20 protein-coding genes and 1 pseudogene are annotated in these 26,570 nt (G+C 41.2%); 9 read left to right on the top strand and 12 right to left on the bottom strand.

Features of this window, described 5'->3' with window-relative positions; translation table 11 throughout:
• The first annotated feature begins 167 nt into the window (after nt 1-167).
• From AB0756_RS37965 to AB0756_RS37935, 7 genes are all read left to right on the top strand, one after another.
• Complete coding sequence (locus tag AB0756_RS37965; protein WP_082051632.1) at nt 168-722, top strand: nuclear transport factor 2 family protein; 555 nt, start codon at nt 168-170, stop codon at nt 720-722.
• 158 nt (nt 723-880) lie between these two features.
• Nucleotides 881-1,378, top strand: coding sequence for a ParB N-terminal domain-containing protein (locus AB0756_RS37960; RefSeq protein WP_408019961.1), 498 nt, complete (start codon nt 881-883; stop codon nt 1,376-1,378).
• A complete protein-coding gene (locus AB0756_RS37955) occupies nt 1,350-1,847 on the top strand; it encodes a ParB/RepB/Spo0J family partition protein (protein ID WP_408019962.1) in 498 nt (165 codons plus the stop codon). The genes AB0756_RS37960 and AB0756_RS37955 overlap by 29 nt, the downstream gene beginning before the upstream one ends.
• A 145-nt stretch (nt 1,848-1,992) precedes the next feature.
• Complete coding sequence (locus AB0756_RS37950; protein WP_038091188.1) at nt 1,993-2,280, top strand: type II toxin-antitoxin system Phd/YefM family antitoxin; 288 nt, start codon at nt 1,993-1,995, stop codon at nt 2,278-2,280.
• 34 nt (nt 2,281-2,314) lie between these two features.
• Nucleotides 2,315-2,611 (top strand): type II toxin-antitoxin system RelE/ParE family toxin, encoded by a 297-nt coding sequence (locus AB0756_RS37945; RefSeq protein WP_050045400.1) that lies wholly within the window; start codon nt 2,315-2,317, stop codon nt 2,609-2,611.
• 423 nt (nt 2,612-3,034) lie between these two features.
• Nucleotides 3,035-3,304: a type II toxin-antitoxin system HicA family toxin gene (locus AB0756_RS37940; RefSeq protein WP_038091186.1), complete on the top strand. Its 270-nt coding sequence runs from the start codon at nt 3,035-3,037 to the stop codon at nt 3,302-3,304.
• Complete coding sequence (locus tag AB0756_RS37935; RefSeq protein ID WP_408019963.1) at nt 3,291-3,614, top strand: type II toxin-antitoxin system HicB family antitoxin; 324 nt, start codon at nt 3,291-3,293, stop codon at nt 3,612-3,614. The genes AB0756_RS37940 and AB0756_RS37935 overlap by 14 nt, the downstream gene beginning before the upstream one ends.
• Before the next feature lie 44 nt (nt 3,615-3,658).
• Here AB0756_RS37935 and AB0756_RS37930 read toward each other — a convergent pair whose 3' ends face one another.
• The 5 genes from AB0756_RS37930 to AB0756_RS37910 form a co-directional block, all read right to left on the bottom strand.
• Complete coding sequence (locus tag AB0756_RS37930) at nt 3,659-4,036, bottom strand: hypothetical protein (RefSeq protein ID WP_408019964.1); 378 nt, start codon at nt 4,034-4,036, stop codon at nt 3,659-3,661.
• Nucleotides 4,029-4,661 (bottom strand): ParA family protein, encoded by a 633-nt coding sequence (locus AB0756_RS37925; RefSeq protein WP_038091182.1) that lies wholly within the window; start codon nt 4,659-4,661, stop codon nt 4,029-4,031. Before AB0756_RS37925 ends, AB0756_RS37930 begins: the two co-directional genes overlap by 8 nt.
• 644 nt (nt 4,662-5,305) lie before the next feature.
• Entirely contained in the window at nt 5,306-9,889 is a 4,584-nt protein-coding gene (locus AB0756_RS37920; RefSeq protein WP_038091175.1) for an nSTAND1 domain-containing NTPase, read from the bottom strand.
• 307 nt (nt 9,890-10,196) lie between these two features.
• Complete coding sequence (locus tag AB0756_RS37915) at nt 10,197-11,138, bottom strand: DUF1822 family protein (RefSeq protein ID WP_038091165.1); 942 nt, start codon at nt 11,136-11,138, stop codon at nt 10,197-10,199.
• Between the two features lie 20 nt (nt 11,139-11,158).
• Entirely contained in the window at nt 11,159-11,800 is a 642-nt protein-coding gene (locus AB0756_RS37910) for a sigma-70 RNA polymerase sigma factor region 4 domain-containing protein (protein ID WP_038091163.1), read from the bottom strand.
• 1,227 nt (nt 11,801-13,027) lie between these two features.
• Between AB0756_RS37910 and AB0756_RS37905 the strand changes: the two genes are divergently transcribed.
• On the top strand, nt 13,028-14,506 hold the full coding sequence (locus tag AB0756_RS37905) for an ATP-binding protein (protein ID WP_038091156.1): 1,479 nt from the start codon (nt 13,028-13,030) through the stop codon (nt 14,504-14,506).
• A 190-nt stretch (nt 14,507-14,696) separates the two neighbouring features.
• On the top strand, nt 14,697-15,548 hold the full coding sequence (locus AB0756_RS37900) for a hypothetical protein (RefSeq protein ID WP_408019965.1): 852 nt from the start codon (nt 14,697-14,699) through the stop codon (nt 15,546-15,548).
• Nucleotides 15,549-15,646: 98 nt separating this feature from the next.
• Here AB0756_RS37900 and AB0756_RS37895 read toward each other — a convergent pair whose 3' ends face one another.
• From AB0756_RS37895 to AB0756_RS37865, 7 genes and pseudogenes are all read right to left on the bottom strand, one after another.
• Nucleotides 15,647-16,288, bottom strand: coding sequence for a hypothetical protein (locus AB0756_RS37895; RefSeq protein WP_038091153.1), 642 nt, complete (start codon nt 16,286-16,288; stop codon nt 15,647-15,649).
• A gap of 325 nt (nt 16,289-16,613) precedes the next feature.
• Entirely contained in the window at nt 16,614-17,633 is a 1,020-nt protein-coding gene (locus AB0756_RS37890) for a beta/gamma crystallin-related protein (protein ID WP_063779463.1), read from the bottom strand.
• Nucleotides 17,634-17,788: 155 nt separating this feature from the next.
• Nucleotides 17,789-17,929, bottom strand: a complete 141-nt coding sequence (locus tag AB0756_RS37885) for a hypothetical protein (protein ID WP_408038122.1) — start codon at nt 17,927-17,929, stop codon at nt 17,789-17,791.
• 537 nt (nt 17,930-18,466) lie between these two features.
• Nucleotides 18,467-20,560: pseudogene (locus tag AB0756_RS37880) on the bottom strand (nSTAND1 domain-containing NTPase); the annotation flags it as partial.
• Nucleotides 20,561-20,633: 73 nt separating this feature from the next.
• A complete protein-coding gene (locus tag AB0756_RS37875; protein ID WP_038091150.1) occupies nt 20,634-24,134 on the bottom strand; it encodes a caspase family protein in 3,501 nt (1,166 codons plus the stop codon).
• Nucleotides 24,135-24,457: 323 nt separating this feature from the next.
• Entirely contained in the window at nt 24,458-25,324 is an 867-nt protein-coding gene (locus tag AB0756_RS37870) for a thaumatin family protein (protein WP_038091146.1), read from the bottom strand.
• 420 nt (nt 25,325-25,744) lie between these two features.
• Nucleotides 25,745-26,557 (bottom strand): LysM peptidoglycan-binding domain-containing protein, encoded by an 813-nt coding sequence (locus tag AB0756_RS37865; RefSeq protein WP_038091142.1) that lies wholly within the window; start codon nt 26,555-26,557, stop codon nt 25,745-25,747.
• Nucleotides 26,558-26,570 lie beyond the last annotated feature (13 nt).

Here is a 26,570-nt window from a genome sequence, read left to right as displayed (position 1 = left end):
ATTCGTAATTCGTAATTGGGATTTATATTAATTACCAACTATGAATTCAAAAAGAATGAATACTGGTTAGAAACGCGCTCGCCGTAATCGTTGAAACATAACTACGAATTACGAATTACGAATTGGAGCGCAGCGACTTGACGTCAATTCGATAACAAAGAGGATTTATGAAAAAATACACCACCGCCCCCCACCGTAAATTACTAATGAGCTTTGGATTAATTGGCTTTGGTTTGATGGTAGCCGCCGCAGCACCTGTGACTAGTGCTCAAGCCGAGCCAAAGCTTGCAGAGATTCCCAAGATTGTGCAATCTAATGAGAGCCAAAATAAAGAAATAGTACGCGTTGGCTTTGCCAAATGGGCAAATAACACTGGTAGTTTCTTCGATTTGCTAGCTGATGATGTGGAATGGACGATTACAGGCAGAAGTCCGATTTCCAAAACTTACACCAGCCGCCAGCAATTTTTGTCGGAAGCGATCGCGCCAATTAACGAGCGATTGAGCGCCAGAATAGTACCCAATGTACGAGGCATTTACGCCGAGGGCGACATGGTAATTGCCTTATGGGATGGAACAGCTACAGCCAAAGACGGCAAACCCTATACCAACACCTATTCCTGGTATATGACCATGAAAAACGGGCGTATTGTCAAGGTAGTTGCATTCTTCGATACCATTGAGCTTACCGATCTGTGGAACCGCATTCCTGTAAGGAAATAGGAATTGACAAACTATTGAAGTTCAAGCGATCGCAGCTGTCCAACCGGATGAAAGCGGCTTAAAGTACTTGGTGCAGTGGTATAAATGCATTCAGAGACGCTATATATTAGATAGTGGGAATAATGCCCATTCCTCGTAGTAGCGCCAGGAGATATAACGTGAGTCCCAAACAAACTAGCCAGCGATCGGCTGCAACAACAAGAAAGCCTAGAAATGTTGCTCGGAAAAATGCTCCTCAAAAGAAGGAAGAAGGTTCCTTAGATTTGGCGGCTACGCTCTCTAAACCATTGGACAAGAAAGAAGATGATACTCAGGAGAGAGCTGCTTCACTCTCACCTGCATTGGATAAGAAGCAAGATTCTTCTTTGGCTGCTGCAAAGATGGTGCCTTTAAATAAGATTGTCATGGCTAGCAGTCAACCGAGGCGTTATTTTGACCCACAAGGTATGCGTGCGCTGTTTGAGTCTGTCAAGCGCGATGGCATCTTAATGCCACTGTTGGTAAGACCTGTGGGTAATAAGTATGAGTTGGTGGCTGGTGAGCGGCGATATAGAGCGGCAAAAGATGTCGGTTTAACTGAAGTACCTGCAACTATTCGGAAGATGTCTGAATCTCAGGCGGTACAGTATGCTTTGGTTGAAAACTTGCACTCGTGAGGACTTGAATCCGTTGGAGGAAACGGAAAGCATATTGCAACTCCTGGCGCTGCGATTGGAATGTGACCTAACAGGAGTTCCGCTTTTCCTTTATAGAATGGAAAATGAAGCAAAGGGGAAAATTACCCGAAACGTTTCAGGTAAGGAGTCGGTGTCAATAGTAGAACAAGTCTTTACTGAGTTGGGGCGCATGAATTGGCAATCGTTTGTCCGTACCCGGCTTCCGCTGTTGAAATTGCCTGAAGATATTTTAGAAGCTTTGCGTACTGGACGTATTGAATATACTAAAGCGCTGGCAATAGCTAAAGTAGAGTCTGATTCTGAGCGTCAAGAAATTTTGGAAACGGCGATAGATTATTCTCTCTCACTAACTGAAATCCGAGAGAAGGTCAAAGCTTTACAACCTCCTGCTGAAAGTGGGGAACTTCAAAAGCTTTTGGAAAGTACTTACAAAAAGTGTCTAAAATAGTGAAGCAAGCTCAAGTCAGTCAAGATGAATGGGCGATCGTATCGCTTTAGCAAATCCCAGTCCTGAGTCTGTGGGAAAATTAAGAAAAGTATTGTATCACTCTGGTAAATAACACCCAACGCCATATTTAGTGCAAGAGTAGGGTATGGATATTAGCCGAGACATCGATTCGCTTTCCAACTTCAAACGGAATACGTCGAAGTTTCTTGAGCAGATGAAAGAGACAAGGGAACCTGTAGTGTTGACTATTAACGGGAAGGCAGAGCTGGTAGTGCAGGACGCCCAAGCATATCAGTCCCTTCTCGATCGTATTGAGTACCTGGAAACGGTTAAAGCGATCGAGCAGGGCTTACAGGATGTAGAAGAGGGTAAGACCGTTGCTCTAGAAGAGTTTGAAGCGAGAATGCGGCAAAAACATGGCATTCAAGGTTGACATCACCGAACGAGCCAGCCAGCAGATATAAGAAGTGTGTTATTGGTTAGCGGAGAGAAACTCCGTTGCGGCTAACAGATGGTTTAATGGCTTGATGACTAGGATTCACTCACTAAAGGATTCTCCCCGGCGTTGTGCCAGAGTACTAGAGCAAGACAACTTTCCCCAAGAGATTCGCCACCTAATTTACCAAAAAAAGTACCGCATCATTTTCCTGGTTCAGGATGAAGAAGAAACGGTATATGTCTTAGCCGTTCGCCATACAGCGCGGAAACCTTTAGCTAAAACCAAAAGAAGCCTCCCGCTCTACCTGTACTCAGGTGAGCGGTGAGATGAATTTTGGGGTAATCAGGTTGCGTCCCCCGACCTATGTCTATCGTAGATAGACGCGGGAGTGGGGACAGCAACAACACTTACCGCGCAAGCGGAAGTGTGGGTAGTTCACAAGAGACCCTATAAAATTCTCTGACTTTTCACGTCATCTGGAAAATATCTGTAATTCTGTTAGCTTGTAATTCTGTTAGCTTGTAACTCTGTAAGTTTGTTATTCCGGTACTTCCAGACCTAGCGTTTGGTAAAGTTCGGCTTCGGTAGTACCAGTTAACTCCTGCTGTTTGCCCAACACCTCAGTCAACAGCAATTCGGTGATAGGTGTTCTCTGTTATCCTCTCCCCCCCTTACCTTGAATCTTTAAGATACGTGCATAGTGTAACCAATTTAGTTCATTATAGTATCACTAAATGATACTATAAAAATGGAACTTAACAGTAAACATCAAAAAACTCTTGATGCTCTTTTTCAAAACCCTATCAGATCCGATATTTTATGGAGTGATATCGAGTCTCTCCTAATTGCTCTTGGTGCAGAGGTATCAGAGGGAAGAGGGTCAAGAGTCAGATTTGCTCTTAATGATGTAAGAGCTACGTTTCACAGACCACACCCTGAAAAAGAAACTGACAAAGGTGCTGTTAAGTCGATGCGGCGGTTTTTAACAGAAGCGGGGATTAAAAATGATGAAGTATAAAGAATATGAGGCAATTGTAGAATTTGATGAAACGGCAGAAATTTTTCACGGTGAAGTCATTAATATTCGGGACGTGATTACTTTTCAAGGTCGTAGCGTAGACGAACTAAAGCAAGCTTTTGCTGATTCAGTGGAAGATTATTTAGATTTTTGTAGAGAACGTGGGGAGGAGCCCGATCGCCCATTCTCAGGTAAATTCATGGTAAGGATTGACCCGATGTTACACAAAAAAATTGTGGCTAAAGCAAAGAAAGAGGGGCAAAGCCTTAACTCATTGGTTGAAAAAAGCTTGTCCCTATATGTTAGTTAAATGAGTTAACTCATGCTCTGTTAGCTTGGAACTCTGTAAGTTTGTTACTCTGGTACTTCCAGACCTAGCGTTTGGTAAAGTTCGGCTTCGGTAGTGCCAGCTAACTCCTGCTGTTTGCTCAACAATAGGTCAACAGCAATTCGGATGAGGGTGTTCTCTGTTATCCTCTCCCCTCCTTTACGGCGTCGGTTGATTTTCCGAGCTAGGGTTGTCAATTGCTCAATTTGGTCTTCTCGAAGTCGCGCTTCTTTACGCACCAGTTGCAAATACTTGGGAATATTGCTTTCTTCAGTTTCTGGTTCTGGTTGGGTTGGAACTGATGCGACTGGTGATGGGGGGGCGGCTTGTGGTAGGGTTGGTTCTTCTGGTTGTCGTTGAGTTTCTTCTCTGACCAAATCGGAAAGATTTCGTTTCTTAGTCATTATTTGCTCTCCACTCACGCAAGAGTTCATCTGCAACACGGTGATAATCGGATGCGGCTTCTTTGACGTTTTTGCCTTTGGCTTGGGTGATGGGTACGCCTTCTAGGGGGGCGCGTTCGTGGGCTTTGTAAGCGCGGACAAAGGCGTTGAACACTGGAATGCCTGATTCCATTAAGGATTTTTGAGCATCAAGCGCATCGTTAAGGCTTCTGGGGTCAACTTTGGTAAGCAGTACGCGGTGGGTGACGCCAATGGGTGCGATCGCTAACCTCACTGTCTCAATGAGCGCTGTGAAATCCATTGGTGCGGGTTGAGTGGGAAGAACCAAATAATCGGATGCTTGCACCACTGCTTTTAAAGCATCAGACCTCAATGCTGGTGGCGTGTCTACGACTATCAGGTCGTATCCTTGAACTTGACGCAGCTTGGTTAGGAGTTTGGGGTCAGTTTCGGTGGAAAGTTCAAAAGGCATTTCGCCGCGATCGCCCCACCATGATGCAGATTTTTGCGGGTCAGCATCTACTAGCAGAGTGTTGAATTTTTTTGAGAGGATGGCGGCGAGGTTGACTGCTGTTGTAGTCTTACCTGCACCACCTTTTCCGTTTGCTATGGTCAGAATTTTCACTTTGTTAGTTTGTCAGTCTGTAAGTTAGTAAGTTTGTTAATCTGTCACTTACAGATATTATGCAGCGAAAGATGCACTTTTTATAGGATGTGGCTGCAACGTTTTTGCCCGTATATGAAAAATTTCAAATCCTCAAACAAGCGGTTGTGGTCTCGCCACCACCACCTTTTCCGTTTGCTATGGTCGGGATTTTTACTTTGTTAGTTTGTCAGTCTGTAAGTTAGTAAGTTTGTTAATCTGTCACTTACAGATATTATGCAGCGAAAGATGCACTTTTTATAGGATGTGGCTGCAACGTTTTTGCCCGTATATAAAAAATTTCAAATCCTCAGACAAGCGGTTGTGATCTCACCAGCACCACCTTCTCCGTTTGCTATGGTCGGGATTTTTACTTTGTTAGTTTGTTAGTCTGTAAGTTAGTAAGTTTGTTAATCTGTCACTTACAGATATTATGCAGCGAAAGATGCACTTTTTATAGGATGTGGCTGCAACGTTTTTGCCCGTATATAAAAAATTTCAAATCCTCAAACAAGCGGTTGTGGTCTCGCCAGCACCACCTTTTCCGTTTGCTATGGTCGGAATTTTACTCTGTAAGTTCGTAAATTCGCTAGTCTGTAAGTCTGTTAATTTGTCACTTACAGATATTATGCCGCCTCTCCTTGCACATTAGCGCTTATTTTCTGACTAATTCCACTACAAAGATGTCGATCGCTCTCGCTGACATTAGGGTTATTCTCTAAATAATTACGCGCCCAATCGCAGGCGCGGGCGAGTAGACCATCTGAGTTTAAATCTAAATTCCACAAAATTAGTCTTCCAGTGTTGTCACCAGAGGCTAGGGTATGACCGTCGGGGCTGAAATTCAGACTCCACACGGAATCATCATGCCCTTTGTAAGTTTTTAATTCTTTACCGTTAAGATTCCAGAGTTTAACGGTGTGGTCTAAACTGGCAGTAGCAATAGTCTTGCCATCGGGGCTAAACTGAACTCGGAACACTCCAGCATTATGCCCGGTAAGGGTTTTGAGGAGTTTGCCTTCTGTTGTCCACAGTTTGACAGTTTTATCTTCGCTGGCGGTTGCGATTGTTTTGCCGTCGTGACTGAAACTGATACTGTGGACTCCATCAAGATGTCCTGTGAAGGTTCTGATAAATTGACCTTTTGTTGTCCACAGTTTGGCAGTTGCGTCCCAACTGGCGGTTGCGATTGTTTTGCCGTCAGGGCTGAAACTGACGCTGTTGACTGTATCGTCATGTGCCTTTACAATACGCAGTAATTTGCCATCTTTGCTCCAAAGCTTGATGGTTTTATCTTTGCTCGCAGTGGCAAAAGTCTGACCATCGGGGCTAAAATTAACACTCCAAATCCAATCTTCATGTCCTTTGAAAGTGTTGATTTTCTTTCCTTGAGGGCTCCAAAGAGTGACAGTACCACCAGCAGTTGCAGTTACAATTGTCTGTCTGTTTGGATTAAGAGCACACGCAGTAACCGGACTACCATTTCCCTTAAGGACGGTGAGTAATTGACCGGAACGAGCCCAAATCTTAACGGTTCCGTCCCCACTGGCGGTAGCAACTTTTTGACCTTCAGGGCTAAAACTCATGCTGTAAATTGCTTTGTTGTGGGCTGGAAGAACCATGAGTTCTTTACCAAAAATCTGCCAAAATTTGACGGTTTTGTCCTTACTAGCAGTCGCGATCGCATGACCATTTGGGCTGAAACTGACGCGCCAGATCCAATTGTTGTGTCCGGTTAAGGTTTGGAGTTTTTCACCGTTTTGGTTCCAGAGAATGACGGTTTTGTCAGCACTAGCTGTAGCAATTGTTTTGCCATCCGGGCTAAAACTGACACTCGTAACTGAATCTTTATGGTCGTTTAAACTTTTTATTTCTTTACCCTCAAGATTCCAAAGTTTGGCAGTGCGATCGCTACTCGCAGTTGCAATTGTCCGACCATCGGGGCTAAAGTTAACACTCCAAACCCAATCTTTATGTCCCTTTAGGGTTTGAAGTTCTTTTCCATCCAGATTCCAAAGTTTGGCAGTGCGATCGCTGCTTGCAGTTGCAATTGTTTTGCCATCCGGGCTAAACTTCACACAGTAGACTGCTCCCTTATGCGCCTTAAAGGTTGCAATCTGTTTCCCTTTAAGAGTCCAAAGTTGAATATTTCCGATAAAATCTGCAGTTGCAATAATTTTACCATCCGGGCTAAAATTGACACTGTAAATTGCGTCTTGATTTTCCACAAGAGTCGTTATAAATTGACCCGAAGGCTTCCACAATTTGACAGTCCCATCCCAACTTGCAGTGGCAATTGTTTGACCATCAGGGCTAAAACTGATATCGTGAACTAGCGCTTCATGTCCTCTAAGGGTTTGTCTTTGAGTCCCATCTAAATTCCACAATTTGACAGTTTTATCCTTACTGGCGGTGGCAATAATTTTACCATCAGGGCTGAAACTTACATCTGTGACTTCATCTTCATGCCCTAACAATCGATTGCGCTCTTTGACTTTATATATAGCTTCTTGTAATAAAGTGCTGGTTTCTTTTTGGATATCGGCTTTTTCCGTAGAATAAAATGCTATGGAATCTGGAATGTTATTGAGTTTTTTTGATGCCCTCAAACTTGCTATCAGTGCATCAAATTCTTGCTTTGATGTCAACAGTGCTTCCGAAGTTGCATTGATAGCTTTGATTTCGTTCTTGCTTGCATTCTGCTCGTAGCGCCAGGATTCTCCAACTAAACCTAAGGCTAACACCAAACCTATGGAGAGTCCTAAAATAACAAGTCGCCGTCTCCACTTGTGCTTGTTCTTCTCTCGCTTCCGCAGTTCCAGACTGTACCTAATAAAACTTCTCTCTCGATCGCCCAGTTCCGTAAAGCGTTGGATGTACCAATCTTCAGCACGAGAAAGAGGCTTTCCCCTCAACAGCGCCTCTTCGTCAAAATTGCTACTCACCCAAGTTCGCATTGTAACTCGCAACTGTTCTTGCCAGCAACGAAAGTCCCTGTCTTGTTGCATCCATAAATTCAGCCGGTTCCAATTCTGAATGAGGACTTCATGGACAATTTCTACAGTTTCTGAGCTAGCTTTCTCATCGCGTCCCGTAACGACTAAACGAAATGATGCCAAACGGGTGACTAAATCCCAATTTTCTTCGCCCACTTCAACCCGTGTGGCAATCCGGCGGGTGTCTGCTGTTCCTTCCCCTGGATGCACGAGTTGCACGAAAATCCGTTGCGCCCTTTCCTTTTCTTCAAAGTTTAGCTGGTTGTATGCTTCTTCTGCATAACACGCCAATGCTGCTTCTACTCCCCCAATTTCGTTGTACGCAGTGTGTGTCAATTGTGCATCAAATTGTTTTGCCCAAAGCTGGGTGAGGGCAAACTCTAATAAAGGTAAATTCCCCGGTTCTGCATTGACTGTGGAAAGAATACGTTCTACAAGTCCTTCCTCAATTGTTACTCCCAGTAACGCCGCAGGTTTTTCTACCGCGTCTTGCAGTTCGGTGTCTGTCATTGGACCTAGTTTTAAGTCGGCGTACTGCAATGCATCGCTTAAGGGACGGTAAGACAGTGCTTGTGCGAGAAAGTCAGCTCTTAAGGTGATAACAAGAGTAAAATTGTGGCAGTAGGCGATCGCTTCCAACAATCTATCTAAAAAAGTTTTGCGTTCTTGTGGGTCTCTGCAAAGAGTGTAAAGTTCTTCAAACTGGTCTGCAACGAGCAACAAGCGCTTGTGAGGATTTTCTCGAATGATATCATCCACTACATTCCGCAAAGCATCTTCAAATGACTGTAAGTGAGTGACAAGGTTTTGAATGGAGTTCAGACGATGAATGCGATCTCTGTTGGGTTCTGTCTGAGAAACAATTGCAGAGGCTAAAGAAAACAAGGGTCTTGAACTTGGTCGAAAGTCAATAATATGCCAGTTACCAGCATCGCGCAGGCGTTTTACCAAACCAGCAAAAACAACGCTAGATTTCCCGCTACCGCTAGGACCGATGACAGCAACTAAGGGCTGATATTGTACGGCATCTGCTAAGATGTCAGTAAAACTTTCCCGCCCAAAGAAGAATTGGGCATCTTTTTCCCGGAAAGCAAACAAACCGCGATAGGGACAGATTTTTGTGAAGCGACGCCCTAAGTTGTCCCAAGTTGGTTGTGCTGTCGCAGGATTTTGGAAAATGACTGGTAACCAAGACGCACAGGGATATTTATCTTCAAGACCGTGTAGTTTTAATCTGGCTTCTTTCTCTGCTTGGTATAAAGGTTTGCCATCACAAGCAAAAGCTGTGAGAAAATATTTTAAAAAGGTCTGTGCGACTTTATCTGGTACTGGTTCCCGCATGACAATGGTTTGGGGAATGTGGAGTGCTTCTAACTCATAGGCTAATCCCAAGCCATCGCAAGAATTGAAAATTGCCAGTTGCAAACCCTGACTAACAGCATTTCTTAATGCATACTTGAGTTCTTCTATTGTTAAACTATCTGTTTTATTGATATAGATTCGACCGCTATCGTTCTCGGTTTGACTGTGACCGGCGAAAAATAGGATATCCCAGTTTTGATTCCACAACTGTTCGTTAATGTCTTGGCGTTGAGGTTCTATCAAAAAAGTCGTATCGGTATCTGGTAATTCTTTTAAAAAGAGTTTGTCTTTTTGAATATCAATACCAGTACTGTTTCCCAATATTGCTAAAATTTTAACCTTGTCTCTATAGGTTGGTGCTTTGACTTTTGTCGTTTGTTGATATTCTGATGTAGTCAACGCCATCTCAGCTTTAGGGTAATCTTCAATTAAATCCCATAAATGCCAAGGTATTTGATGCAATTGGGAGCAAGATGTACGAATTAATATCCGTGCTTCATCATTTGGGGATAAATATTTTATCCAAGTTTCTCGCACGGGTCGAAAGGGATCGGCTAGCAACCAATTATTTAAAGATTTTTTGAGTTTTTGAGCAGTGTCATTGCACTTTTCTACTTCATTTGTTATAGAACTCACGTAGGTAACTTTGACTGCTTTGACTGCACGCTTAGAGTTACCTAAACTGCGATAGTTTGACTGCCATTTATGAACCGCCAGAGCTAATTTTGGTGCTTTTGGTAAATAACCTGTGACTTCTCGAAAGGGTCGTTCCTCTTCTTGACTAATTTCTAACGTTACTTGTATGCCATTTTCTAAGTCTCCATCTAGCTTTAAAACGAGTAACTTTTTCATAGGCTGCGAGCTACTTTAAGCCTGTTGATTGTTGATGAATTCACGGTTGGCGATCTAACGGGGCGGATTTGGCAAAGGGAGCATCCCAATTTGTTTTGGCGAATGGAATTCGCTACTACACAAACGAAGTCCCTCCGGGTTCGCCAGTTCCCTACGGCGGGAAACCCGCCTACAGGACTGGACTCACCGCCTGCGCGGACTTAGAAAGAATCCAAGTTGTGCAATCCTAGTAGGTTGGTTTTGCTTGTATAGCGGCGACATAAGCGTTGCAAAGGTAAGTATGGATTGAGATTTTACAAACATTCTCTTAAATAACAAAATTTTCTATGACGCTGACATCTCCCATAGTGATTTTCACGCTGAAGCTATCTCCATTGGAAGCACTCAGTTGCAATTCAATTTTTTTGTTATCATTTTTAGCTTTAGCTTCCATAATAACGGTTCCGTCTTCATCTAAAATCATGACATGAAGTAAGGGTGGTAAGTATTCTTGACCGTTATTTGGATGTAATTCTACAGTAATTTTTATTTCGTTCTTGTTACCTTGCTCGTGGCTGACTTTAACAACTATTCCTACTGATGTACTATTGGCTTGTATTCCAAAATCAATCAGTTTTGCCCTTTCTACAATGGTGCTAAATCCTTCTTTAGTGTTTCTAAATTGTAAAGCAGGTTCATTCGGGAAAAAAGATTCAATGGGTTGCCAAGCTGCTTCAAATGTGTTCTCCAACCATTTTTTTAAATTCGCAAAGTTTTGATTGGATGGTTTGGCTTTTTGTAATTGCGTGCATTCTTCTAGATACTCTAGCAAGCTTTCTACAGGTTCTAATTGATTGATAGGTAAATGACTCATTGATGTCTCTTTAACAAAGCCTAATAACTTGGCTTCTTGTAATGTTTCGCTAATTTGTACGGCTACATAGCCAATCCGGTTTGATGTAACTTCTGGGGGTATGCAGACAGTCTGTGAATTTTCTAACACGGGACGGCATTCTAATTTTCCCAAATTCTTAATGCATAAATCAGCTACATCTATAAGAGTTTGTTGTACCGGATTCCAACTGTCACTAGTTTCCAGTTCTGTCTCAAATCCCATACATTCTAGGTAGAAATTCACAAAGGATACAGACAAGGTATTCAGCAATACCTGCTTACCTTTTTCGGGTGTAGCTTGCTGCTTTGACCATTTTTCTGCCAATCTTCGGGAGACAGGAGATATCAAACCAGTAAATGTTGAAAGAGTTGTCATACTACTCGATTTTTTTGATTTTACAATACATAGCGATCGCATAATTCTTTGAATTCATGGCGAAACTTATCTAAACTCCTTTGATAAAAGTTGCTTAACGTTGGAATGGGAACGCTAAACTCTTCTGAAATGTCTTTCCAAGATAGACCCAACCATTTTTTGATGGCTATTTCTTGAAAGTTAACATTGGGGTAGCTTTTAATACAGGTTTGTCGAAACACTCCTTTTGGATCTTTTTCGATATATCCTCTGATTTTTAAAAAATCAGATGTACAATCCTCTTCGTTATATTGTGGTGCCAAATCTTCTAGGTTTTCTAGAAAAGAAGCTTCTACCTTGATTTCGTTGGTTTTACCAACAACTTTGGAAACGGCTTCTTTAAAGAAACGCTTGCTGAGTAGCATATTTGCCCAGGTTATAAATTCGGCACGTTCGGGATCGTATTTGTCTATATTTTTACAAATGTATAAAAATAGGTCTTGTACTGCCTCCTCATAAATATGTTGATATATTTGAGAAAATCTCCCTTTGTATGGGGAGCAAAGTTTACGCGATCGATAAAGACCCTCAATGAGCTTTGATAGCGCGACTCGTCTAGCTGTTGAATTTAGGGGGTGTTTTTGGGCTTCAAGAGCTAGTTGTTTAAATTCGGACTCCTTCATGTAGAAAGCACTCCTATAAAAATTTTTCGCAGGACAAACACGGCTTTTATCCAAATCGGCTGGTAAAAGTTATAAAACTTTACATTTATGTGTTTGAGGGTGTTAAGGAGGGATTCTAGACAAGGAACTGGAAGAGAGGGTTTTAAGAAGCCACATCTTTACCAGACGTGCTTCTCGCATCAGTTTTCACCTAAATGAACCACACCATTTGTAAGGGCGCAAGGCCTTGCGCCCCTGCGACTGTGGTCTATTTACCTGAAAATGGCTGTAGGTATATAGGTGTTGCAACACCGCTCTTATGCAGAGTTGTCATCACACTGCTGTTATCGATCTTATTGGGAGCAAGTCTAGTGGTCTATGCACAAAAGTGTATTCTCAGATATCAAAATTGGTGTCTGAGCCAGCACAAATGGTTAGTGTAGGGTTTAATAATTGTCTTTATTGTTGGTAGTAACAGATGTCGAACCGATAGCCCTTGTTGAAATTCGGTTTTACAGTTTCCTACACAAACACGACGCGATCGGGAGCAAAATCGATGTATAGAGATTCATGATGGTAAGTGCTAGGAATGCTAGTTACTTTCTTATGGCATAGTTTATGCTACAGCGACTGTGATGCAAATCACTTGCGGTGGAAGCTTCGCCTTCAGTTACTGCTTGCAGATTTATCACGATTGTAAAGTTTTGTAACTAGTATGTGGTTATTTGGATAAATAGGGTTGCAAGCACCAGAGTCGTAAGTAGAGCAGAACAATTTTTAAAGCAAAGTACTTAGTCCTTTGAGCCATCTTCCAAAAAACACGAGCCGAAAAGCTAGTACATGAAGGCAGAAGTACGATGGCAGAGGGCAGAAGGCGCAAAAGCTTTAACTGTAAGCTTTTTCTCTATCACTAATAGTTGCTTTATTTACGCCGAAGTGTACTAGTAAAGTAAGGATTCATCAGATTAGCTCGAGTTTCTTGAAAGGTCACGCGTACTTAGTAACAAGAATTAGGGCGCTCTGCCTAAAGGCACCAGCAAAGCGATCGCATAATTCATTTTTTGAGAAAGCACGCATGAATGAAGAACACAACACAGTAAAGGAGCTTTCAATAAAGTCCGAGCAATAACCACTGTTTTAGCTCAACAATTTAGCTGTCCTGAAGATATATCTTCTAAAAGTCAAATAGTTAAGCCTGAATGGTGGATAGCGGTATTAAAAACTTTAAGGAGTAAGGAGAAACTAGCCATGACATCTAGCGGTAATAGTGACAAAAAATCCGGGAAAAGAGTTATATTGAGGCGCGGTAATCGCAATAGAAGAAATGGGAAAAAATTTAAATGGAAAGGAGCAGTAACAGTCATTGTCTCTGTTGTTAGCTTAATAATTGCTTTCATGGCATTGGTCATTGGTCAGGAGGGATTAGTCCCTTTTTTAAAAGAGATTAATAAACCTCCATGTGGTTTAGCAATTGCATATGACCAGGAAAAATACAAACAAGTTGAGAACACTTTTTTTCAAAATTTTGATTCAAGAAAGCAGCCTGCTTCCCTTAATCTTTGGCAAAATAACGGTTCGCCACGACCGTTAGGAGAAATTCTTATATCACAATCAAAAGAATTAAGTTCTCTTCGAGATGTTATAATTAACAATCGAATCTTCTCTCCAAATCAACTAATTTTTGTCTACGGTTCAGCAGGTTCTGGAAAATCACAAGTTGCAAAAGCTCTAAAAGTTGGAGACTCTGTAGCTCTTATTGAACTTAGTGAACTCCGCTATAATCGGAAAGAAAAGATAATACATCCAATGACCCAGCTTGAACCCGACCTTATAATTGGTAGTGTTCTAGTGAGCCAGATGGCAGATTTCCGAAAAGAGGAAAAAGAAAAAGAATTCATACAGTTACTTAATGACATTGCAAAAAAAGATGTTGGAGATAATACATCCATAATTATTGATGGACTAGATGAGCTACATCCTAATTCATCTATATACCTCCTCCGCGTGGCGCGTGAGTATATTGCTAAACATTCCAAAAAGAATATTATTTTTGTTGGTCGTGGGGAAGCGTTTCGTGATTACGTAGAACAATACACTGATAGTAAAAATTATAAAGATATTGAGGTAAAGCCACTTTATTTAAACAACTCACAATTACTCAAGTGGTATATTGCAGAATTTTTAGCGTTTCCTGAGTGGGAGAAAAACCCAGACTTTGTTCCTAATGTTCAAGAGGTAGAAACACTTTTCAATGAAATAAACGATGTAGTTCAGCAAAAACCTGAGTTACGCCATTTTTTACAAACTACAGAGCCTGTGAATGTCTTGCTTCGTTCTGCACGCAACAAGAGATATGATGTCGATGAAATTAGCAGTTTGGTATTCAAAGAACTCTTAAACAGGAACACAAAAACTCATAATCGACCATCAACAGAGTTAACAACTGAAGCTGCTCAGTTATATCACAAAGCTTTGATACAAGCATCTCGGACACTCAATTCTAAAAAACGCTCTAATGACGGAACAGTTACCGCTATGGTAAACAAACTTGACACACTTAAAGTGCAGCACAATCAGCACTGTCTAGAGGTAGAAGTTTATAAGGTGCTGAATAGATCGGGTGTCGTCAATCTTAATCCATTTAAAGAAAACCAGTTAGAATACACATTTCAACCACTGACAATCCAGAAATTTATGGCTAAAAGAGAAAGTTTTTCTGATATTTAGCTCTAATAGCTGAAAGGGCGACAAAGTAGCTTGAGAAGTTAATGAGATAAAGTCTGTAGCAATTTATTTTTTACTTTAGGAAGAGAGCTTCATAATTATTGATCTTATTAAGAAGCTAAAATAATGGCTTCTCTTCCTTGTTTCCTCTGCCAAAACTGTTAATTTCAGATAATAACTAATAAAAAAAATTATGATTTTTACAAAATACTACTTTTTAATATTAAATATTATATTATTAGGATTGGGAAGTATATTATTTAGTTGCTACAATGGGAAACCATCTAATCCTCAGGATGTTATTAAATTTGTTGATATTATAGAGACTGAATCATCAGAAGAGTTGCTTGATACTGAGACAAGAACTATTGACAACTCAAAAAAGGGAGATGGAGAAATTACTCGAACAATAACTATAACTAAAGAATGGTCAAAAACATATCTTATTAATTCTGAAAAATCGCTCATCAACGGTGTAGAAGGTATCATCAACTTTCCTGTTCTTAATATCAAATTTCAAGCCGAACAAGAAATTAGAAATAAATATGAGATTTTGAAACAAAAGAAAGAAAGCGTCACACACACAATTCAGGTTAAGGTACCTCCAGGAACCAAGCGTACTATACCTATTAGATGGATAAATAGATACCAAAATGGAAAAATTAAATATTTTATAAATAATACACTAATTTATACTCCTTATAAAGTTTTAGTTGACGTAACTTATGATATAGACAATAATACCCAAAAACTTCCCATTCCTTCAAAAATTTCTTCAGTATGTCCTTTAAACTCTGGAGCCTATAAAGCTTATGTCAATACATATGAGGGTTTATTTTTGCGCCCCGAACCACGTCGGGGATCTAAACGTATAGCTAGTGTTGTTTTTATGCAAACAATTGTGGTTTTGCAAGACAATATTTTGCAAGACAATCAAAGATGGCAAGAAATTTGTGTAGAAGGTACTGGACAAAAAGGTTGGATGAAAGCTGGTAATGTACAGAAACTTGAAAAAAGTGACCTTAGAGAATCAGTAAACCAATAGGATAATATTAAATATTAAAAAAATTGCAGAAATATTTATTATTTTTGCAATCATTGTTTATGCTCTTGAAAGATTGTAGCGAAAATATTGAAGAATAATTACCATTTCTTTTCTATGGGTTTTGCTTTTTCAGAACCAGATCTATAAAAGTCAACTTTTGCTCTAAACCAAGTTTTCTTTTGGTCATTTAAATAATACATAGTCCCATTCATTTCGGTTGGTTTAATAGTATTGGGATTATTAACTACGGTAAGCAAAATGTAACCGTATCTAGGACTATCATCTTCGGTAGAAAACCAAATTGACACATTTTTTCTTTGTAAAACTACTGACCCACTAAGACTTCTCCATCTGACACTATGTTGTTCAACTCGATCATCTTTACTCGTACAACTATCTTTAAATCTTCTCTGACCAGTTAAATTGATTTCTGTAGAAAACACTTGATTTATATATACTGTTCCAAATCTTTTTTTACAATTGTCTTCAGAAAAAAGGATATCTTTCTCATTTGCTTCAGCTACATAAACCCAATCTCCCGTAATATCTAATTCATTCAAAAAAGGCTGATTTACACGAAAATCAAAATACTTCTTATCGTTTCCAAATATCGCTGAAACAGATTTTAAATGTCCCCCAAATATAGCACCCGATAAAAAACCTATAAAAAGTGTGAACGCGTGAGTTAGTATTATGTGGGTTAACTTTGAGTTAAGTATCTTTTGAAAGTTTAAGTTCATAAAACTAAGTTTTATAAAGTGACAACAATCATTTTTTCATAACAATTTATGAAAATTAAAAATAGAGAATACAACGAACATAAGCAAGCCGCCGGTAAAAAACCAAACTATGTAAAGAAAAATCTCTATATTTAGTTCGTAGTTGCGCTGTTTTTGCTAAAGCGCAACTACAAACTAATACATAAAAGCAGAAGTACGGAGGCAGATGGCAGAAGGCGCAAAAGTTATTATTGTAAGCTTTTTGCCTGTTACTAATGATTGTCTTATTTCGGCCGACTTGTACTAGTAATGAATATTTGCGCGGGCTTACTTACTCTCACCCAACTCATGCAGCTTGTATCTCAAGGGAAGAGGCAAAATCGTTAAAGTCATCGCCTACGTAGGGTGTGTCAGATGCAAACACCTTAGCTCTGCCTTGAAATCCAGCGTGTTCGTAGAGGATGACTTGAAGCCCTGATGGTACTTTTAACGAGCTTAAGTGGTCGTTTCCAATGGCGAGTTGATTGACATCATATCGACCTGGTTCTAGTTCTTGACTGCTTCCCTGAAAGTCACGATCTGAGTAAATCACGACTCTATTTGACCCTACCGTTCCCCCTGGGTACATTTGACGCATGAAGTTTTTATCTGTGGCTGAGAGTTGGGTATTCCAAGAGACTTCAAAACCTCCAATTGTCAACTCCTTAGGAATTGGATAGTGCATAATGGACTCTCTGTCATACTGGGAAAATTGCGTGATGTCAGTACCGAGACGTCGGAAAATATTGTTGTCTACTTGTTCTTTATCCCAATTGTTGGTCTCTTTATAGTAACGGTAAACAGCATCCCGATTCCAAGGAATTCCAGCCTGTGGGTGTTGGTGTTCGTGGATGCAACCGAGAGCATGACCAAATTCATGAAGCACAACTCGCATATATTCTTGGTCGGATGAATCTGGTTTTAACCATCCATAGTTCATTGTGGGCTGGTTTTTTGCAATTGTTAATGCATCAGTACCAAGATATGACCAGGAGCCTCCCGGTTGCAATGAAATGCGAATCTCAGCATCGGGGTCATTTCCAAAAGCTAACTTGATGTTGGCGTATTGAGTCCATTGTTGCGCTATGGCTGCAATTTTTGTTTGAACGACAGGGTCTCCATCTAAAAAACGAACGCGCAGAGTGCGACCGGGTTGCCATTTTTTCCCGGTGATGAGCGCCATTCTGTCTGATGAATTATCGATCGCTTCTGCGTTGAGTGGGTTCTCTTCAAACGCTAGTTTTTGCGCTTCTTCAGACATATCTGGTGGGATTTCTACACAGATTTTGATGTCTTCAAAAGTGTTTTCGTTGATAAGTGCGTTCATTTATTTACCTCTTGATTGTTTGATAGGTCAGTTATTTATCTGAATCAGGATTTACACAGCCTCAACGGTATTTTGGGGAATTCACGTGTTGCAGATCCCCCCAACCCCCTTAAAAAAGGGGCTATGCGTAAGTCCTACAAATCTAAAGCGATATTTCAATTCCAGAGAATTGTCGTCTTGTCGGTACTGGTTGAGGTAATAGTTTTAGCGTTAGGGCTAAAAGCCATTGCATAGACGCGTGAAGCGCAACTATTGCCTTGAGGAGAACCGCTAAGCCCGTGTAATGTTTGTACAATGTTCTATTTTGTTTCCAAATTTTGACTGTTCTATCATCACCTCCTGAAGCCATCATTGCGCCGTTGGGACTGAAACACATACCTCAAACTGTACTCTTGGAGAGTTGTTTGTAGCTTGCTATCTGTGGTTTGGAGTTGAATGGCGCGAAGAAAAGGCAGAAGGTAAAAGGAGGGCGATAAGCCGGGTACGGCTTGCGCTAAGAGCGATAAGCTGGGTACAGCTTGCGCCAAGGGCGATCGCTTCATTTGTTGAAGTAAATTACCTGCCTTCAAACCATATATTAATGCTTCAAGTTGAGCGTTTTGAAAACGAGCTTCAGACAATGCAAGTAATGCGTTTATCTCACCTTGCCTTGCTTCGTCAAGCTGTTGCTTGGCTCTCTCTAGTTCGCGATCTCTGTGTTGGATGCTCTGTTCAACAAACTCTGTTTCTACTTGATTGAGCCAGTTATTCTCAGACTGAAGTAGCTTTTCTAATATTGGTAAGCGAGGGTCATCAGCCCAAAGAAAACCCTTTTTTTGTTCTTCATCTTTACTATTTAACCAATCATTTACAGCAGGTGTCAAGCGTTCTTGTAAAATTAAAGTTTCCCGTTCTTGTACAATCCATATCTGTAACTCTTCCCACCCACGCACTAAAGCATCATGAGCAGGTTCAAAATAAGGTTTGTCTTCAAAATCTGTATTTCCTACAATGAGACGAGCTTGAGAAAAACACTTGAGAAATTCATCCACACGCTTGTTTTCATTATCATCTGGATATTTTAATTCCTTATATGGTACTCTTCGCCTTGCTGATTCTACTCCCTCAAGTGCAACCATTCGCAGCATAACTTGACGCACTGTTTTTTGATAAGCTAAATCTTTGTTGATTAGCTGTTCATATTCTTGTGTAGCTCTTTTTGTTAAAGAACCGATCGCCCCATCCAAATCCTCATAATCTTCTTGTCTCAAGGCTCTATCAAAACCCCGGCGATGCAAATACTTAAGGTAAAGTTCGCTAAGAGTAAAAGATAATAGAGGTAGCGATCCTGGCATTTGAGCAACATCATTTAGTAATTTATTGACGAGTTGCGGTGGTTCGAAATACAACACTTTTTCTGCAGCTGGCTTTTCAATTATCTCTTGTAATTCCTCTCGCTTCATTGGCTGTACAATGAACCTTGCTGCCATCCAATGATTTGATAACAAATGTTTGTTAGAAAAATGAGGTTCAAAGTCAGAGCGCAATGCGATCAGAATCTTTAAGTGTTCCGAACAATGAGTCAGTAATGCTTTTAGTAAATCTAAAAATTGCTCTTTCTCCTCTGGTTGACACATAGTCACCAGTTCTTCAAATTGATCGATAACCAGAAGTAGCTTTGAGGAATTATGACGGCTCCACAAATTAACAATATTTACCAATTTTTGCGGTTTTCGCAACTGCTGACTTAAGGTATAGATGGCATGGGAATAGTCTGATGGAGAGCGCTTGACAATTGGTAAAAAAGTACTTGCTAAAGCAGTAAAAGGGCTTGAATCAGGACGCATTGGGCTGAGAATATGCCATTGCTCTTTTGACAGGGAAGGGAGTAACCCAGCTTTGACTAAACTCGATTTTCCTATACCTGAAGCTCCCAAAACGACCGTCAACGCTGGCTTTTTTGTATCCAAAATATGAGCTTTTAGGTCGTTAATAGCTTGTTCTCTGCCAAAGAATAAACTGACATCTTCTTCATTAAATTCGTAAGGCTTTAGTCCTCGATAAGGATTTTTAGTCTTACCAAGTGGAGGTGCATACTTCAGATTCTTGGGCTCGAAATCAGGAACCAAAAAGATAAATTCGCCTTTATCGTGTTTTTTTAATTGGCACAACCCTGGTGTTTGTCTGTGTACTGTCTTTCCCAGTTCATCACGCAAGTATATATAAAGTTCGGAGGCTGTCATCACTCCATCTTGAATCACATCTCCCTTACCATTTTCCAGAGCTTTAAACAAAATCTCTGCAAAAGGAGAGTGTTTTCCCGTGCTACCTACACCGCGATCGCCAAGACGAGAAAGGACATCGATTGCTTTTTCATCATGGGCGGCTGAAGTGATAACCTGTTGAGCATAACCTTGAATGTAGCGGTCGTAGCGTTCGCGATACATTTTTGGATGACGCCTTGCTTCTCGCGTTAAGCTTGACCAGCGAAAAGCACCAGCAAAGCAGCAATCTAGAATAACTAACAGGTGACGGCAATTCAGTGCGACCAGTGCATCGTGTAATAATTGCATTGATAGAAAGCTGTTTTCATCCTTGTGAGCATCCTGGGGGAGAAGATAACCAGCTGCTTGTCCGTCCTCGCTTTCCAGTCCATCTAAAGCTATACCGTGTCCGGCGAAGTAAAAAAGCACGCGGTCATGTTCTTCGATAGCGATCGCTTCTGTAGATAGCGGAAGTTTTCCCTGTTTGAGATTCTCAATGAGGTTCTTTAGTTTATTAAGAGTCGCATCAGTGTCTAGTAACTCTAAAACTTGATATTGGTGTGACTGTCTTAAAATTTCTGCAAGTCTTTTGGCATCATTGACCGCTGTTTCTAAGGGCGGAACATCATTCATGTAGTTATTAATACCAATAATAATCGCGTAGCTACGTTTAATCTGGTTCATAAGGATATTTTTATGTTTTTTATAACCCACCCCATTTAAGAGGCGGGCTTTAAAGCAAACACTTATACAAAGCCTACGAAGTCAGCGCTTTCACTAACGCTTCTAATCCGGCTGGAGTTGTGAAGTAGGTGATATGATCGCAAGCAGCATCCGGTTCTAGTATTCTGGGTTGAGGCGATCGCTGAGAATCAACACTTTTGATGCTGCTTAGACTGACAGCAATATCATTCGGTTGTTTAAGAAATACGAAATCGACCGCCTTATCTACAACTTTCCCAAACAGCTTTTGCATCAATCTTTGTAACTGACTGGATTGGTTTTTGACTGGTAAAGCATCTGGAACAATAGATCTGTTACCAGCAACGATCGTGTAGGGAACGTGAGGATCTGGATTTTTTGCAAGTTCTTTGAGAAAGTCGGAACCAATCTGCATTTGTTCCAAAGAATTATCGTTAGCTTCAAGCAATTCCAATAAGTTAGCAATGACTTTTGCTGGCCAAATAATATCAGAAAGTTGGTTCAAGGCTATACCAAGCATTGCAAAAGCCCAATCCTGTACACTACTCCAGGGAGAGCCAGCATTTGGTGTCCCTAACATGACCAAATGTTGCACGATTTGATTTCCTCCCTCCCGTTCGATAAACCAACGAGAAATTAAACCACCCATTGAGTGAGCCACAATATGCAGTTCTTTTCCACGATCTGCTGCTAAACCGACTTCTTCTAGCTTTTGTTTGAGCAACAGAGCATTTTCTTCAATGGTGGTGTTGAGGTTTTCGTAGTCGAAGGCTAGAACAAGGTCGTACATTTCTTTAAGAGAATGCTGTTGACCGTGTTCTTCTACTATTGCCTTTGAGACGCTGGAAAGCAAACTTCTCGTGTCTCCAATGATACCATGAATATACAGTAGAATTCGATTGGACTGGGCGACTTGCTGTTTGACCTTTTCCCGATCTTTTTCATAGTGGACTGTCCCATCTTCCCTAACATTAGCGATCGCTAATATGGGATATTCATAAGGCATTCCCAGTTTCTGTTTGAGAATTTTTTGAAATAAAATGCGGATAGACCCTTGCAAACTGCGGCTGTTGGCTGTGGGACTGGGTAACCGTTCTAACCGAATTTCTGTTTTACCATCAGCAGTTCTTTCCCCTTTACCTAATGGTAGGAAAAATTCACCATCACTGCCAATTGGGAGGATATATTCACTGTCCTCTAAATTGGTGTTAACTAGCAACTTTAAAGGGTTTTCTGGAGTGACAGCAGTATAATCTTCCACATCAACCAGTTCCAAAATACCCAAACCCGGATCGCTTCCTCGTGTAGTGGTAAATTGGAAGGGTTGCGTGAAATTGGGGTCTTGTAGAAAAATTGGTGGAAGCAGTGTTTTTTCCCCTACATCCCTACTCGCCTGAGGTAAAGTTGTCAGGTTTACTTTTGCTTGTAAGGTCGGATGCGGTTGCAGTTGAACGACTCCATCCAGTAAAGTGGTACTTTCATTGGGCTGAATTTGAACAGCATCTTGCGGATGCACAATTGTGACTGCAATGCTCTTTGTCATCCAATCATCCAGCTTTCTGCTTGAGTTACCCGGTTCGCGGGTGTTAACCCGATCCAATAAAAGATTGAAAGTACTGTCAGGTAGTCCCAGCGAACGAGTTTGCGGTGGTGGATTTAGCCCATCTTGTTCTAACACTCCGGCGTCGAATTCTGCGGTGCTGACAATCAGCTTGAATATCTCTTTATACTCAGTGACTCCTCGTTCTAAGAAATTATCTGGTATGTAAAATTCACATTCACTTTCGATGCTTGCATAAGCTGGGATACTTATACTACTTCTTTCCTCAAAAAATGGTAAGTAAATACCGTAACTTTCTGTGAGTTCAAGTACGTTGCAGTAGAGGGTTCTCGAACTGTTGTTAGTTAGTTTGAGTTGTATATTTGGTGCTTTCCATTCACCGTCTTCATTGGTGTATTGCACCCGTTTTTCTACACCGTTAGGAGAAGCAGAGACATCTTGTCCGGAAAGGATTTGAACGGACATCTCCACGAAATCTGACTTAATAAAACTTTTGGCTGGGCTTTCCAGTGTCAGAACATTATTCCACCGAGCAATATGTTCTAACCGTTGAATCGCTTTTAATGCGCGATCGCTTGTATAACCTACCCTATCTGATTGTTCTGGAATGGGAGCAACTAGAAGACGGTCATCTTTTGCAATCCAGTATTGACCTTTATCGGCTGATATCGTACAGTATGCATCTTTAGGAGAGTCTACCAGCTCGATGTAGAGCGAAGGGTTTTGATTGGGACCTGCTTTTTGAAAGGCTTGGCGAGCCAGTTCTATCCCTGTTTTTTCTCCCGTATCATCTTGGATATAAACTTTTAAGGGAGCCAGTGGTAAACTTGTAACAACCGCCCAATAAGCTTGGTTTTGAGACAAGCCACTGTCGCGGGTAATCTCCACTTGGCTCATCTGTGGTAGCACATTCGTCACTTTGGCTTCAGCGATCGCATTTTGCAGTTGATGCAGTTCCTCAGCGTTGCTTCCTACAGGAAAAATAGCAAGCAAAGTATCTCCATCTTTGGATGAATTTGGAATACCGTGCAAAGCACCACTGTCAATAACCCAACTTTTCTGTTTGGTGTTATAGCTTAAAGTAAAGTATTGCGAGCGTTCGCCAATAGCACCACCCAGGAAAAGCTGGTTGAGTTCTTCTGCGTCGGGGGCTTCAATTTGCGGTGACTGCTCTTTGACTTGACCAATAGCCAAAGCACTCACATTCCTTACCAAATCTCGATAGGATATACCACCATTGGTTTTTTTCAAGGTTTCCGTGAGGAAATAGGAAAAAGCGCCCCGCCGTTGACCGTCAACTGATGTATACTCCTTGGCTGTTTCATAAGAACGACAAGCAGCGATCGCAATATGTTTCGCCTGAAATCCCCGCCATTTCATCTTCTTGTCTTGGTTATTTGCAGCAGCCAATTTTTCTAACGCAACTGAGTCCTTGGCAAAAATAAAGCTATCCCAAGGGCGTTGGCGTTCATCACCAGGAGCCTGACGAACGATTTCTGAGTCTCTTGTCCCAGTCCCGGAGTGACAGCAATCCAAAATCACAAGGGTATGTGGGTTGTTCTTTGACACTTGAGAAATCAAATATGCCAATTCCTTATCTGCTATGTCCCAGTTATCTTTTGTGCGGCTATCATAGCAAATTAACGTTTCATTATAATTGTCTGCTTCTAAATGAGAAAAAGCTTCCGGTACTTTTTGTTGGGAACCGTGACCTGCATAGTAAAATAGTACGACATCATCGCTATCTGCCTTGCACAAGTGTTTTTCAAAACCATTAATAATTGCTTGACGAGTCGCTTGTTCGTTGGTAAGAATCCAGGGGAGATCTGTAGGTTCTACCAGGGTCCATTCACTTTCAGAGGAAATTCTATCGCGCAAGTATGATTCTATTGCTTTAATGTCATTGAGACAACCCGTGAGCGATCGCACCTTTGGACTTGAGTCGGGATGATAGTTGTCAATGCCAACTAGTAGTGCGTAAATATTCTTAGTCATAAATATTCTTTTTCGCTGTTCTCTTGATGTAAGATTGTGCTTCTTTACAAATTTATCGGAGGAAAATTAGAGCATTTATCCAAAAAAATAAAGTAATTTACAATAGTTTACATAAATCTTTCTCAGTCACAAAATGTTATTTTTTTGTGGCTTCATGCGCGAATCCACATCTAATAAACAAATAAAAGTTTGATTGGTTGTATTGGTATATCGAACAAACCCAATAAGAGGAAATAGGAAAAAGCGTTTCGCCGTTGACCGTCTTCTGTGTACTCCTTGACTGTTTCATGAGAACGACAAGCGGCGATCGCAATGACAAATTATTAACGTCCTACCGCACACAGCGTGACATCAAAGCTTTTTTGTGTTGGACAACTGTGCAAACCGTCTACGTCATTATAAGCATAGCTATAAGCAGTGGGACAAACTTGGCGTACAGTCCGGACAAAATTTGTTCCTACAACTGGTCCCCTGCGACACCGTTCGACATCATCATACGGACAACACAGATCGATACCCGGTGCTTCCTTTTCAGACTTTCCAAAACCAAAAGGAGCGGGATAGTTCCATTTTTTACACGGTGACAGGCATTGTACGGCTTTCCCTTGATTGAAAACTCGAAGATCCCCTAAACCCTGTGTTTCATTCTGAGGACAGCTATTCAGAGAAAGATTGCAATTCGTCGTTATACAGGAACCAGATTCCCCTCCTCTAGGTTTAATCTCAAGAGGAATGCTGTAACCATCGACTAAGCTAATGTTATACCAAGCTTGTTCCGTGGAAGACAGATTGGGAAAATTAATTTCAACTTTAGTATCGGCTGGAGGCTGACAACCAGAAGGAGGACACGGTGGTATTGCTTCTCCCGCAGCACAATTCACACCATTAGAGTCACAACCAACTTTTGGCCAAAATCTTCCCGCCCAACCGTTACTGGGTATAGAATAATCGTGCGATTGACCTTTGGAGAGTTTAACAGTACCATCCGGTAGAGGAGCTATATTGGCGTTAGGTATTGTCGCCATCCACACGGGAAAGTCACATTGATTGGTAATTGATAATCGAGTGGTATGGTTTGTAGCTGACGAATCTTGCGCCATTGCTCCTTGAGGATTGATAAACAGGAGCAAGACCATCAAGAACGCGCTACAAGTTCCAGACAAGAAAGGTAAAAATTTTCTACTTTTCATAACTTAAATAAGGCTATGATGTACGCACAAATCTTTTAAAGTGCATTCTTGCGGTTTCGATCCCCCCTACCCCCCTTAAAAAGGGGGGAAAGTCCTATTAAAGTCCCCCTTTTCAAGGGGGATTTAGGGGGATCTACGATGATTTTGGCTTTGTTCCAGAGAGCTGTGTACACCGTAGCTTAAAAAGGGGGGAAAATACTCTTAAAGTCCCCCTTTTCAAGGGGGATTTAGGGGGATCTACGATGATTTTGGCTTTGTTCCAGAGAGCTGTGTACACCGTAGCTTAAAAAGGGGGGAAAATACTCTTAAAGTCCCCCTTTTCAAGGGGGATTTAGGGGGATCTACGATGATTTTGGCTTTGTTCCAGAGATTTGTGTACACCGTAGCCTTAAAAAGGGAGGTTAGTGGGAATCAAAACTTTTAAGAGAAATCAGCAGGCGAAACATTGTAACCACCGTATTCTTCAATATATTTGAGAATCGATGTCCCAAATTCATCTTGAGAAACTTCATTTTTCAACAAAAGGTTAGCGACTCCAAAAGGACCGCGCAGGTGTGCTCCTGCTAAAATACCGGAAAGGGTAAGAGTGATTGTTTTTGACGTTCCCCTATCGTTATATGTCTTTTGCTGACCGAGGTAATTGTTGAGAGACTGTCCTTGCGCTCCAAGCGTATTGTTAATACGTTGTAAGTTGAGATTAAAAGCTTCACGAATAGCTGCTTCTTGAACTTCACGGGAATTTTGGAATTGTTCTTTACTATTAATACCTCTTTTTCCCGTCCAAGCACCCCGCCAATAGTTCTTGTCAGCACCGTTTCCATAAAAAACATCAGCTTTGTAGTAGCCAAGGTCAATCAGTAACGGCTCTCCAAATTGATACTTACCCATGAAACCGAGGGAGTTTTCAGAGGTGTACTGTCTTGGATCTCCTGATGGAAACCCTGATTCAAATGCTCCGAGGGCTTCTAGCATAGCTTGGAAATTTCCCCTACCCGAACCAGAATTTCCACTCGAACCAGAATTTCCACCCGAACCAGAATTTCCACCGGAGCCAGGAATAACAAGTACCATCCCCACTTGAAGTTGTTCGGGGCTACTTCCTATTACACCGCGATTCGCTTCATAAATTTCACGCCAACGATTGCCATCCCCGTAGAATTTTTGAGCTATTAAAAATAGAGTGTCTCCAGATTGGACGGTATAAGATTGACTGGATGCTTGAGCTGCTATCATGATTTTCTCCTTT

Origin of the sequence: Tolypothrix campylonemoides VB511288_2 (genome assembly GCF_045999855.1) — a bacterium.
In the GTDB taxonomy this organism is placed as follows: Bacteria; Cyanobacteriota; Cyanobacteriia; order Cyanobacteriales; family Nostocaceae; genus Scytonema; species Scytonema bouteillei_A.
The sequence above is the reverse complement of the archived record's forward strand: the minus strand, read 5'-3'. Positions and strand labels throughout refer to the sequence as shown.

Bases quoted from the DNA above. Each gene is read 5' to 3' on its own strand.
- AB0756_RS37955 (WP_408019962.1), top strand. From the start codon at position 1,350: ATGCTTTGGTTGAAAACTTGCACTCGTGAGGACTTGAATCCGTTGGAG.
- AB0756_RS37915 (WP_038091165.1), bottom strand. From the start codon at position 11,138: ATGACAACTCTTTCAACATTTACTGGTTTGATATCTCCTGTCTCCCGA.
- AB0756_RS37930 (WP_408019964.1), bottom strand. From the start codon at position 4,036: ATGACTAAGAAACGAAATCTTTCCGATTTGGTCAGAGAAGAAACTCAA.
- AB0756_RS37900 (WP_408019965.1), top strand. From the start codon at position 14,697: ATGATTTTTACAAAATACTACTTTTTAATATTAAATATTATATTATTA.
- AB0756_RS37865 (WP_038091142.1), bottom strand. From the start codon at position 26,557: ATGATAGCAGCTCAAGCATCCAGTCAATCTTATACCGTCCAATCTGGA.
- AB0756_RS37875 (WP_038091150.1), bottom strand. From the start codon at position 24,134: ATGACTAAGAATATTTACGCACTACTAGTTGGCATTGACAACTATCAT.
- AB0756_RS37935 (WP_408019963.1), top strand. From the start codon at position 3,291: ATGATGAAGTATAAAGAATATGAGGCAATTGTAGAATTTGATGAAACG.
- AB0756_RS37920 (WP_038091175.1), bottom strand. From the start codon at position 9,889: ATGAAAAAGTTACTCGTTTTAAAGCTAGATGGAGACTTAGAAAATGGC.
- AB0756_RS37965 (WP_082051632.1), top strand. From the start codon at position 168: ATGAAAAAATACACCACCGCCCCCCACCGTAAATTACTAATGAGCTTT.
- AB0756_RS37950 (WP_038091188.1), top strand. From the start codon at position 1,993: ATGGATATTAGCCGAGACATCGATTCGCTTTCCAACTTCAAACGGAAT.
- AB0756_RS37895 (WP_038091153.1), bottom strand. From the start codon at position 16,288: ATGAACTTAAACTTTCAAAAGATACTTAACTCAAAGTTAACCCACATA.
- AB0756_RS37910 (WP_038091163.1), bottom strand. From the start codon at position 11,800: ATGAAGGAGTCCGAATTTAAACAACTAGCTCTTGAAGCCCAAAAACAC.
- AB0756_RS37940 (WP_038091186.1), top strand. From the start codon at position 3,035: ATGGAACTTAACAGTAAACATCAAAAAACTCTTGATGCTCTTTTTCAA.
- AB0756_RS37890 (WP_063779463.1), bottom strand. From the start codon at position 17,633: ATGAACGCACTTATCAACGAAAACACTTTTGAAGACATCAAAATCTGT.
- AB0756_RS37870 (WP_038091146.1), bottom strand. From the start codon at position 25,324: ATGAAAAGTAGAAAATTTTTACCTTTCTTGTCTGGAACTTGTAGCGCG.
- AB0756_RS37905 (WP_038091156.1), top strand. From the start codon at position 13,028: ATGACATCTAGCGGTAATAGTGACAAAAAATCCGGGAAAAGAGTTATA.